Source organism: Comamonas sp. FUJ_7, assembly GCF_057369555.1.
Window position 1 is genome coordinate 327144 of record NZ_JBXXZI010000004.1, and the last position, 11157, is coordinate 338300.

At 58.7% G+C, this 11157-nt stretch carries 11 protein-coding genes; 1 reads left to right on the forward strand and 10 read right to left on the reverse strand.

What is annotated here, in order from left to right; translation table 11 throughout:
* Positions 1 to 28: 28 nt before the first annotated feature.
* The 10 genes from AC2I9W_RS08595 to AC2I9W_RS08640 all read right to left on the reverse strand — a co-directional run bounded on the left by AC2I9W_RS08595 (position 29) and on the right by AC2I9W_RS08640 (position 9845).
* A complete protein-coding gene (locus AC2I9W_RS08595) occupies positions 29 to 1159 on the reverse strand; it encodes an acyl-CoA dehydrogenase family protein (protein ID WP_486409572.1) in 1131 nt (376 codons plus the stop codon).
* 44 nt (positions 1160 to 1203) lie between these two features.
* On the reverse strand, positions 1204 to 1875 hold the full coding sequence (locus AC2I9W_RS08600) for an SDR family oxidoreductase (RefSeq protein ID WP_486409573.1): 672 nt from the start codon (positions 1873 to 1875) through the stop codon (positions 1204 to 1206).
* A gap of 74 nt (positions 1876 to 1949) precedes the next feature.
* Positions 1950 to 2582 (reverse strand): MSMEG_1061 family FMN-dependent PPOX-type flavoprotein, encoded by a 633-nt coding sequence (locus tag AC2I9W_RS08605; RefSeq protein WP_486409574.1) that lies wholly within the window; start codon positions 2580 to 2582, stop codon positions 1950 to 1952.
* The gene (locus tag AC2I9W_RS08610; RefSeq protein ID WP_486409575.1) at positions 2579 to 3691 is read right to left on the reverse strand and encodes a hypothetical protein; all 1113 of its coding nucleotides are present in this window, start codon (positions 3689 to 3691) and stop codon (positions 2579 to 2581) included. The genes AC2I9W_RS08605 and AC2I9W_RS08610 overlap by 4 nt, the downstream gene beginning before the upstream one ends.
* A 132-nt stretch (positions 3692 to 3823) precedes the next feature.
* On the reverse strand, positions 3824 to 5008 hold the full coding sequence (locus AC2I9W_RS08615) for an acetyl-CoA C-acyltransferase (protein WP_486409576.1): 1185 nt from the start codon (positions 5006 to 5008) through the stop codon (positions 3824 to 3826).
* Between the two features lie 60 nt (positions 5009 to 5068).
* Positions 5069 to 6892 (reverse strand): bifunctional isocitrate dehydrogenase kinase/phosphatase, encoded by a 1824-nt coding sequence (aceK, locus tag AC2I9W_RS08620; RefSeq protein WP_486409577.1) that lies wholly within the window; start codon positions 6890 to 6892, stop codon positions 5069 to 5071.
* 103 nt (positions 6893 to 6995) lie between these two features.
* Positions 6996 to 7658, reverse strand: a complete 663-nt coding sequence (can, locus tag AC2I9W_RS08625; RefSeq protein ID WP_486409578.1) for a carbonate dehydratase — start codon at positions 7656 to 7658, stop codon at positions 6996 to 6998.
* 50 nt (positions 7659 to 7708) lie between these two features.
* Complete coding sequence (locus AC2I9W_RS08630; RefSeq protein ID WP_486409579.1) at positions 7709 to 8896, reverse strand: isovaleryl-CoA dehydrogenase; 1188 nt, start codon at positions 8894 to 8896, stop codon at positions 7709 to 7711.
* Between the two features lie 39 nt (positions 8897 to 8935).
* Positions 8936 to 9394, reverse strand: coding sequence for a PaaI family thioesterase (locus AC2I9W_RS08635; RefSeq protein WP_486409580.1), 459 nt, complete (start codon positions 9392 to 9394; stop codon positions 8936 to 8938).
* Between the two features lie 49 nt (positions 9395 to 9443).
* Entirely contained in the window at positions 9444 to 9845 is a 402-nt protein-coding gene (locus AC2I9W_RS08640) for a MerR family transcriptional regulator (RefSeq protein ID WP_486409581.1), read from the reverse strand.
* A 123-nt stretch (positions 9846 to 9968) separates the two neighbouring features.
* Between AC2I9W_RS08640 and AC2I9W_RS08645 the strand changes: the two genes are divergently transcribed.
* Entirely contained in the window at positions 9969 to 11057 is a 1089-nt protein-coding gene (locus AC2I9W_RS08645; RefSeq protein ID WP_486409582.1) for an MBL fold metallo-hydrolase, read from the forward strand.
* Positions 11058 to 11157 lie beyond the last annotated feature (100 nt).

Sequence of the window (11157 nt, forward strand, 5' to 3'; positions counted from 1 at the left end):
CACGCCACAGCCACAGCCACAGCGGACTTCAGGCCAGCGCCCGTTGAATCAGAATCTTCTGCACGTCGCTGGTGCCTTCGTAGATCTGGCACACACGCACATCGCGGTAAATGCGCTCGACGGGAAAGTCGCTCACCACACCGTAACCGCCCAGTGTCTGGATGGCGGCACTGCACACACGCTCAGCCATCTCGCTGGCAAAGAGCTTGGCCATGGCCGCTTCCTTCAGGCAGGGTCGGCCCGCATCGCGCAGGCTGGCTGCGTACCAGATGAGCTGGCGGGCCGCTTCGATTTGCGTCGCACATTCAGCCAGCCTGAAGCCTACGGCCTGGTGATTGAAGATGGGTTGACCAAAACTCTCACGGTCCTTGCTGTACTGCAGCGCGCACTCAAACGCTGCGCGCGCCATGCCCAGGCTTTGCGCGGCAATGCCGATGCGCCCGCCCTCCAGCGCAGACAAGGCGATCTTGTAGCCCTCGCCTTCAGCGCCAATCAGATTGGCGGCGGGAATACGGCAGTTCTCGAAATTGATCTGCGCCGTATCGCTGCTGTGCTGGCCCAGCTTGTCTTCAAGGCGAGCGACCTGATAGCCGGGGTTCGCTGTGGGCACGATAAAGGCACTCATACCTCTCTTGCCCGCCGTCTTGTCCGTGACGGCAATCACGATGGCCACATCACCGTTCTTGCCGCTGGTAATGAACTGCTTGACGCCGTTGATGATGTAGTCGCCGCCGTCCTTCGTCGCCGTGGTGCGCAGTGCGGATGCATCTGAGCCGACATGCGGCTCGGTCAGGCAGAAAGCTCCCAGCATCTGACCTTGCGCCAGCGGGCGCAGCCATTGCTCCTGCTGCTGGGCGTTGCCGTATTTCATGAGGATGGCGTTGACCGGGCAGTTGGTCACGCTGATGACGGTGCTGGTGCCGCCATCACCGGCAGCAATCTCTTCCAGCACCAGAGCCAGGCTCAGATAGTTCATGCCCGCGCCACCCAGCTCTTCTGGCACGCAGATGCCATAGGCGCCCAGCGCGGCCAACCCCTGGTGCACATCCTTGGGAAAGTGGTGCTCCTTGTCCCAGCGCGCAGCATGGGGGGTGATCTGCTCACGCACAAAGTCGCGCATGGCATCGCGGATCATTTCCTGGTCCTGGTTCAGCAGCATTTTGTCTCCAATAGTTATAGCTGTATGCCCATATTCCGCCTGGGCTAGGCATTCAAAAGTCTGGTGCTTGTGCCGTCAAAGCGCAGCAGGCTGCCGCGGTCTTCGGGGCGCACTTTTTCCAGCGCCTGCATCAGCCCTTGCACACTTTGCTCCACGGTCACGGGGGCCGCTGCGCCGCCCATTTCGGTCTGGGTCCAGCCGGGGTCCAGCGCCAGCAGCGTCAGGCCCGGCCAGTGCTGGCAGGCGGAGACCACGGCCATATTCAGGGCCGCCTTGCTGACGCGGTACAGCCAGGCGCTTTCGTCGGCCTCGCCAAGCAAGGACATCTCGCTGGAGAAAGCGCCGATCACGCCGCCCGCCTCCTGCACCATGGGCGCAATCTGCGGCAGCGCCTGCATAAAGCCCAGCACATTGCTGTGCATGACGGCATCAAACTGCGGCTGCGTGGGCGGTATGCCGGCTGCATGTCCATCCCAGACAGCCGCCACATACAAGGCCAGCTCAATGCTTTCGCCATCGAGCTGCCAGGCCAGACCGCTGACGCTGGCGGGGTCGGCCACATCGACCTGCAACACCCGTGCGCCCAGCGCCTGCAGGGCGGCCATGTCTTCAGACTTGCGCACCGTGGCAATCACCTGGTCGCCTTGTGCCAGATAGGCCTCGGCCAGCGCTCGCCCCAGGCCGCGTGATGCGCCCAGAATCAATATCAAAGCCATAGCTGCTTGCGCTCGCTAATGAATGGTTTCAACATGGTTTTCATCTCAATTCCTTTCATAGCCTACGCTGGCAGCTATTGTTTTTTCTGAAACTGCTCGGCAGCAATCATGGCGCTGTAACGGGCGACCATGCGATCCTGCGTTTCCGGCTGCCCCGTCAGCCCCATTTGGGCGTGAACAATCTGATTGAGCGAGGGCATGACGTTACGCGCCACCTTGGAGCTATCGCTCCACAGGCGCGAGCGCATCAAGGCCTTGGCGCAGTGCAGATAGGCCTCCTGCACCGTAACTTCGATCACCAACTTGGGGCGAAAGTGCTCGCTGGCAAACAAGGCCGTGTAATGCGCCTCGTCGCGCAACTGGGCGGTGCCGTTCACGCGCAGGGTTTCATCAAAACCCGGCACAAAAAACAGCAGGCCCAGGCGCGGGTCGTCCAGCAAGTTGCTCAGGCTGTCCAGCCGGTTGTTGCCGCCCGCATCGGGGATGAGCAAGGTATTGGCATCCGGCGCTTTGACAAAGCCCGGCTTGCCGCCACGCGGCGAAGCGTCGAGCAAAGCGCCATTGGCACCGCCCGTGGCCATGACAAAGAATGGCGACAGAGCAATAAAGCGCAGGCAATGCCTGTCCAGCTCCCACTGCTGCTTGAGCAAGGCGCGCTCGGCAGGCGGGTCGTAGAGCTTTTGCAGTTGCTCGCGCGAGGTGATCATGAAAGAGGGGCCTCTTCGGGTCTATCGTTGCGGTGAATTGCGGCGTAGAGCGACAGAAACTCGTTCCACGAAGGATCGAAGCTCACCTCCATCTCGGGCTCCAGATTCGGCACATGCTGCTTGCCCAGCTGGCGGGCCAGCTGCACAGCGTGGGCCGGATCTTCCACATAGTAGGCCGCGACCCTTGCGCTCAGATCCTCCACACGCGAGAAAACCAGAATGCCGCGCTGCTCACGGCTGAGCTGCTCGTCAAGCGCATCCTGGGCATCGCGCACGCCATCAAGTTCGTCCTGGCTGGAGAAATGAAAGCGCCACTCCAGGAAGTGCGACAAGTCCGCCCGTGTGGCCACAGCATTCGCACCGTCGTGAAAGCTCAGGATATCGGGGGGTGAATCCTCGTCGGCATCCGGCGAGCGCACCTCCAGCGACAGCCAGCGGTCACTTTCCTCGCCAGGAAACTCATAACTGCGGCCCAGTTGCTGGCGGATAAAGCTGTCGAACAGCGGCGGGAAGTCCGACAGCAAGGCAGAGCCGTAGACATCGGTAGCCGCCTCGGAGACAAACTCCACAGGCCCCACGCGCACGGAGAAATCCCACTCGCCCAGCACATGGTCCAGCATGATGAAGGCCATGTGCTGCGCATGCTCGTTCATGTCCTCTGCAATGGGCTTTTCGAACGAGAGCCTGAGGCCGATGATGCCGCCCGCATCGTAGTAGCCCACCCGGATCTCGGAGCAGGCCAGCTCGAAGCCATCCATGCGCATGCCGAAGTTGCTGCCCTGAGCACGGCTGCGAAACGCCTGCACGCTGTAGTGCTCAAAGCGCGGCGCCTGGCGCACCAGGGCCTGCGCGTTCTCGAATTGCGCCGTATTGCCATGGGCCGAGACCACCAGCCGCCCTCCGGCTTGCTTGAGATGGCCTTCCAGCTCCAGACTCAGGCCCGGCGCATATCGGTGCAGCACTTCATTGGCGCTTTCCACAAACGCATGGAGATCAAGCGTCTCCAACTGAGGCAGCTGATTAGAAAAATCGCTCCAGAAAGCCTCGATCTGCTGCGTCTCCAGCGGCTTGACGGTCTCGCTCTCGTCGTGGGGGATATCTGCGCTCATGAATGACTTCCGCAATATGGGCCGCAAACATCCAGCGCGAATGCATGCAAGCCGTTGAACATGCGTTCACTGTAGAGCAAACCGATGCCGGTTCTGAGCAAATGGCACCGGTTCTGCACCGATCAAAGCAGCTCAGACCAGCTCTACCGCCATGGCCGTCGCCTCGCCACCACCTATGCACAGCGTGGCCAGGCCTTTTTTCTTGCCCCGCGCCTTGAGCGCGTGCAGCAGCGTGACCAGAATGCGGGCGCCGCTGGCCCCGATGGGGTGACCCAGCGCACAGGCTCCGCCGTTGACGTTGACCTTCTCATGCGGCACCTTGAGCTCGGCCATCAGCGCCATGGGCACGACGGCAAAGGCTTCGTTGATCTCCCACAGGTCCACGTCATCGACCTTCCAGCCCGCTTTCTTGAGGGCTTTCTCGGTTGCGCCCACGGGAGCCGTGGTGAACCACTCGGGCGCCTGCGCAAAAGTGGCGTGCGAGACGATGCGCGCCAGCGGCTTGCAGCCCAGCTGCCTGGCCGTGGACTCGCGCATCAGCACCATAGCAGCGGCACCATCGTTGATGCTGGAGCTGGAAGCGGCGGTGATGGTGCCGTCCTTTTTGAATGCGGGCTTCAAGCTGCTGATCTTGTCCAGCTTGGCCTTGAGCGGGCCTTCATCCACGCTCACCGTGACATCGCCCTTACGGGTCTTGACGGTGACGGGCGTGATTTCGGCATCGAAAGCCCCGCTTTGCGCCGCAGCCTGGGCACGCTGCACGCTGGCAATGGCAAAGGCGTCCTGCGCTTCGCGCGTGAACTGGTATTTGACCGCGCAGTCTTCACCAAACGTGCCCATGGAGCGGCCTGCCTCATAGGCGTCTTCCAGGCCGTCGAGCATCATGTGATCAAAGATCTTGTCATGGCCCATGCGGTAGCCGCCGCGGCCTTTCTTGAGCAGATAGGGCGCGTTGGTCATGCTCTCCATGCCACCGGCAATCATCACATCGCGGCTGCCAGCAATCAGCTGGTCGTGGGCCAGCAAAGTAGCTTCCATACCTGCGCCGCACATCTTGGATAGGGTCACCGCCCCCGTGCTTTGCGGCAGTCCGCCCTTGAAGCCTGCCTGACGCGCAGGAGCCTGGCCCTGGCCCGCCATCAGGCAGTTGCCAAACAGCACTTCCTCCACCAGCTCGGGCTGGATGCCGGCGCGCTCTACAGCGGCCTTGATGGCGGCTCCGCCCAGATCATGAGCGGCCAGATCGGAAAAATCGCCCTGAAACGCGCCCATGGGCGTGCGTGCGGCGCTGACGATGACTACGGGATCCTGATGCATGGTTTGTCTCCTTGAAGATGGATAAGTGCTGCCTCTTGCAATGAGGCTATGGTTGGATATTTATGTACCTTGTGTATTCAGCCCGAACTCGCCGCCATGCAGAAAGCGGCTGCGCTCATAGGGAAAGACATTCGAGATGTAGCCCTCTCGTATGCGGCTCTGATACGCCTGCCAGAAGTCCGGCTGCAGCAAATCCGCATGGTGGCGCATGAAGATGTCGCGCACCGCCGGGTGGCCCAACAAAAAGGGACCAAAGGTTTCAGGGAAGACGTCTTTAGGGCCGACCGAATACCAGATATCCCCTGACATCTCCTCTTCCTCGGTGCGCGGCTCAGGCACTTTGCGAAAGTTGCAGTCCGTCAGGTATTCGATCTCGTCATAGTCGTAGAAGACCACCTTGCCGCCACGGGTGACGCCAAAGTTTTTCCACAGCATGTCGCCTGGAAAGATGTTGGTCGCGACCAGATCCTTGATGGCATTGCCGTATTCCAGAATGGCCCGCTCCATGGCGGCGCGGCGCTCTGGCTTGGTGTCAGCCTCGGCCATGCACTCCATCAGAAACAGGTTCAGCGGCACCAAGCGGCGCTCTATGTAGAGGTGGCTGATGATGACTTCCATCTGCCCGTCATCATCACGGTCGCTGATCTCGATCTGATCAGGAGCCTGGGCCTGCAGCTCGGCCAACAGCTCATCGCTGAAACGGTCTTTGGGGAAGGCCACCAAGCTGTATTCCATGGTGTCCGCCATGCGCCCGCCCCGGTCATGCTGCTTGACCAGCTGATATTTGGCCTTGACCTGGGCTCGCGTCACGTCCTTGCTGCTGGCAATCCTGTCCTTGATGAGCTTGAACACATAGGGAAAGCTGGGCAGGTCAAACACCAGCATGACCAGCCCCTTGATACCCGGCGCAATGCGTAACTGGTCGCTGGAATGACGCAGGTGGTGCAAGAAGTCGCGGTAGAACAGCGTCTTGCCCTGCTTGGCCAAACCCAGCGCGTTGTAGATCTCGGCCTTGGGCTTGCGCGGCATCAGGCTGCGCAAAAAGCTCACATAGGCGCTTGGCACATCCATGTGAACCATGAAGTAGGCCCGCGCAAAGCTGAAAAGGGCATGCAGGTCATCCTCTCCAAACAAGGATGCATGCAAGATGAGCTGCCCCTGCTCTCCGTGCAGGATGGGGATAGCCAGGGGCAGTTCGGTATAGCCCGTGATGATCTTGCCAACCAGATAAGCACCCTTGTTGCGGTAAAAGAGGCTGGAGAGCACCTGAATCTGGAAGTTGGGCCTCAGCGTGCGGTCTGCCAGCTTTTCCCGAATGCGATTGGCCAGCAGCCGCACATCTCTAGGTAAATCCTCAAAGGGACATTGCAGCTGCAACTGCTCGAACAGGGCTTGCAGCGTATTTTCGAGCTGCGCAAGGTTGGCGGGGTAATAGGCCCGGTAGGTGGGAATCGCCCCGGGCTGCGTATTTTCGAGATATTCGGTACTGACCGCTGCTCGCACAAAGATGAAGTCATTTTGAAAGTGCGTGCGATGCAGAATTTTGGTGGTGACCGAGTTGAAAAAGGTCTCGGCCAGCTCGGGCTGCAAATGCCCGACCATCAGACCGATGTAGTGCAGCTTGACCTGCTGCCAGACGGCCATGCTCTGCTTGCTGGCGGAAAACTCCTCTTCCAGCCGCTGTATGCAGGCACGCACCTGCAGGTCGTAGAACTTGATGCGCTCACGCTGGGCCTGTTGCTGCCCTTGCCAGTCCATGCCCTCAAAGCGCTGCTTGGCTCGCGCAGCCTCTGCGCTGAACATGCGGTAGTGCAGGTTGTAGCCATGCATCAAGGCCTGCGCAATGGCATAGGCCTCGGGGGCGTCCAGTCGTTGCGGAAACATGGCGGGCCAGTCGCTCCAGATAAGTGAGCAGCACCCCTATGGCGTGCAATGGCTAGAGGCCAAAAACACTCATAAGAGCACTGCAACTGCGCTATGGCAGCGATCAGTCACGCTTGCGCGAAGCGACCTTCTCGACTGCCTTGTTGTAGACATCCTCCAGGCCACCCACGCCAGGAACCGTCATCTCAAGGTTGGTGATGTGACCGTTCTTGATGCTGTAGCACCAGCCATGAACGGTGACCTTCTGGCCACGGGCCCAGGCGTCCTGCATGACGGTGGACTGGGCCACATTGACCACTTGCTCGATGGCGTTCAGCTCGCACAAAGCATCGTGACGGTACTGAGGAGACAGGCTCTCGAGCAGAGCAAGGTGCTTGTCGCGGATATCACGGACGTGGCGTGTCCAGTTATCCACCAGACCCAGACGCAGGTTGTTCAGCGCTGCAAACACACCGCCGCAGCCGTAGTGCCCCACCACCATCAGGTGCTCGATCTTGAGGTGATCGACAGAGTACTGAATGGTGGACAGGCAATTCAGGTCGCTGGGCACCACCACGTTGGCCACGTTGCGGTGCACAAACACCTCTCCAGGCTCCAGGCCTGTGATCTGATTGGCTGGCACGCGGCTGTCCGAGCAACCGATCCACATGTACTTGGGCTTTTGCTGCGCCATCAGTCCGGTAAAGAAACCAGGACGATCACGCTCCATCTGATCTGCCCACTCACGGTTGTGGACAAACAGTTCTTCGATGGAGGTCGTTGTCATGAAGCTATCCTTTTTTTCGTGGTTGAAAGCTTGGCGCAGCGCCCGCTTTATCAGCAGGTTTCAGCAAACAATTCGCGGCCAATCAACATGCGCCGAATTTCGCTGGTGCCAGCACCAATCTCATAGAGTTTCGCATCTCGCCACAGGCGGCCGAGCGGATACTCGTTGATATACCCATTACCGCCATAGATTTGTACGCCCTCGCCAGCCATCCAGGTGGCCTTTTCCGCGCACCACAAAATGACGCTGGCACAGTCTTTTCGGACTTGGCGAACATGATCAGTTCCCAGCAGATCCAGGTTTTTAGCGACGGTATAAGCGAAAGATCGACCCGCTTGCAGCACGGTGTACATATCTGCCACCTTGCCCTGAATGAGCTGAAATTCACCAATACTCTGGCCAAATTGCTTGCGATCGTGAATGTAGGGAACCACGTTATCCATGACGGATTGCATGATGCCCAGCGGGCCACCAGTCAGCACGGCACGCTCGTAATCCAGGCCGCTCATCAAAACCTTGGCTCCCATATTCAGTCCGCCGAGGATGTTTTCAGCCGGCACTTCCACGTTCTGGAACACCAGCTCGCCCGTGTGGCTGCCGCGCATGCCCAGCTTGTCGAGCTTTTGCGCGATCGAGAAGCCCTTCATGCCCTTCTCGATCAGGAATGCCGTCACGCCGCGTGCACCCATTTCAGGTTCGGTCTTGGCATAGACCACCAAAGTGTCGGCATCGGGGCCGTTGGTAATCCACATCTTGCTGCCGTTGAGCAGGTAGTAACCGCCCTTGTCTTCCGCTTTGAGCTTCATGCTGATGACGTCCGAACCCGCACCGGGCTCGCTCATGGCCAACGCGCCCACATGCTCGCCGCTGATCAGCTTGGGCAGGTACTTGGCCTTCTGCGCTTCGTTGCCATTGCGGTTGATCTGATTCACGCAGAGATTACTGTGCGCGCCATAGGACAGACCGACAGAAGCGCTGGCACGCGAGATTTCTTCCATGGCCACCATGTGGGCCAGATAGCCCATATTGGCACCGCCGTACTGCTCGGGCACCGTAATACCCAGCACGCCCAGATCACCAAACTTGCGCCACAAATCCATGGGGAACTGGTCGTTGCGATCGATCTCGGCCGCCCGCGGGGCAATCTCGCTCTGGGCGAATTCACGCACCGCATCACGCAAGGCGTCAATATCTTCTCCAAGCTGAAAATTCAGTCCGGGCAGATTGGCAAGGCTCATGGTTGTCTCCTGTTGATTTGTATGAGTGGGGGTAACGAGTCAATTGTTAAGACCTGCGCGGTCTTGCAGGCACATCAGCGTGCAGCTCATGGTGGCAATCAGCTTTTCTTTTCCTTCGTCCATCGCAAAGGCTTTGCCTTCCGTGACAGTGATGGTTCGTCCCGGCTTGACGACGCGCCCCTCCATCCGAAAGTGCTGCCCCTTGGCTGGAGCCAGCAAATTGATCTTGAATTCGATAGTCAGGACAGCCGCGCCCTCAGGCATCAACGTCAAACCGGCATAGCCACAGGCCGAATCCAACGCTGTAGACACCATGCCTGCATGCAAAAAGCCATGCTGCTGCGTCAGCGCCTGCGACCAGTCCAGGCAGATATCCACAGCCCCGGGCTCGACCAACGCCAGCGTCGCGCCTATGGTGCTCATCGCACCTTGTTTCTCGAAACTCTCTTTCACGCGACGCGTGATATCCAAAGTTTCTGCGGCTCCTGCAGCTGGCATGACGACTCTCCTGAGAAAGCTAACCAATTGACGTTTACGTAAACGTAAATTATGCGGTATTTTTGCTCTCTGTTTTCTTCAACAACATACGCGCCTCTTTTTCCTGCTCTCGCACCTCTTCCAGAGTCACCTGCAAATCGGCCATCTGCGCTTCCAGCTGCTTGCGATGCACCGCCAAAACATCAAGAAACTTGCGCAATTGCACGCCCGTGTCACGCGGGCTGTCATACATCTCGATGATTTCCTTGGCTTCTGACAGTGACAGCCCCAGGCGCTTGGCCCTCAACGTCAAACGCAAGCGTGCCCGATCTCGGGGCGAGTACACACGGTTGCGCCCTCCTGCCCCCGAACGCTCCGGCTGCAACAACCCCATATCTTCATAAAAACGAATGGCTCGGGTCGTGAGATCAAACTCTTTGGCTAGATCACTGATGGTGTAACTGATAGACATGATGGTGTAGTTCTAAGTCTTGCATCGCACAGGCGACTGCCCAAAACGGCTCAATCTCTAAAATGCTGGTCAATCTGACGTTTACGTTTACGTTAACGTCAATCCTAAACGAAATACCCTGCCATGAGCTCCATTCAAGAATCTGCACTCCACTATCCGCTAGGCAATACCTTGCCTAACATGGCTCAAGCCCTGGAGATCGCGCCTGGCATCAAGTGGATACGCATGTCATTGCCATTTGCTCTGGATCACATCAATCTTTGGCTTCTGCGTGATCGTCAAGCGGACCGGCATGGCCAACTCCGCGAAGGCTGGACAGTCATCGACTGCTGCGTCAATCGCCCCGAAGCACGCGATCAATGGGAGCAGATTTTTGCCTCCGAGCTTGAAGGCCTACCCATCTTGCGTGTCATCGTCACCCACATGCACCCCGACCATATCGGCCTTGCCGGCTGGCTTTGCCGGCAATGGAATGCCTCTCTGTGGATCAGCGCCACCGATTACAACGTCGCCCGTGTCGCCATGAAAGACAGAGACGGCTTCGGCGGCGAGTCTGGAGCGGATTTCTACAGCTTGCACGGACAACAAGATCAAGAATTTCTACGCCATGTGCGCGGGCGAGGCAGCTACTACTCTTCTCTGGTTGCTCCTATCCCCGACATTTATCACCGCATCATGGATGGCGACGAGATAAACATCAACGGCCGCACCTGGCAATGCATTGCCGGCTATGGCCACGCGCCGGAGCACATGGCGCTGTATTGTGCCGAACTCAAGATACTCATCAGTGGCGACATGGTTCTGCCGCGCATCTCCGCCAATGTCAGCGTGCATTCCACCGAGCCCGAAGCCAATCCTCTGCAGCTGTTTCTCACATCACTGAAGCGCTATTTCGAGCTTCCGCAAGAAACCTATGTTCTGCCCTCGCACGGCAAACCCTTCACGGGATTGCATGTTCGTGTTCAGCAGCTGCTCGCTCATCACCAAGAGCGCCTAGATGACATCATGCAAGCAGCTGCTCAGCAACAAGGGCTGAGTGCCGCCGACATCCTTCCCCTTCTCTTCAAACGCCAGCTCGACACTCATCAGATGACGTTCGCCATGGGAGAGGCTCTGGCCCATCTGCACTATCTCTGGTTCGGTCAGCAGTTAGTACGCAAACTGGATGGACGCGGCATCCTACGCTTCTACACCTCCAACCTGCAGAAATAAAAAGAGAGCGCCAGGCGCTCTCTTTTTTTGGATATCCGGTATTTATAAGCCTCAAGTCTTTAGCAGACCTGCGTTATGCGCTCCCACTTTCGAAGTGCCA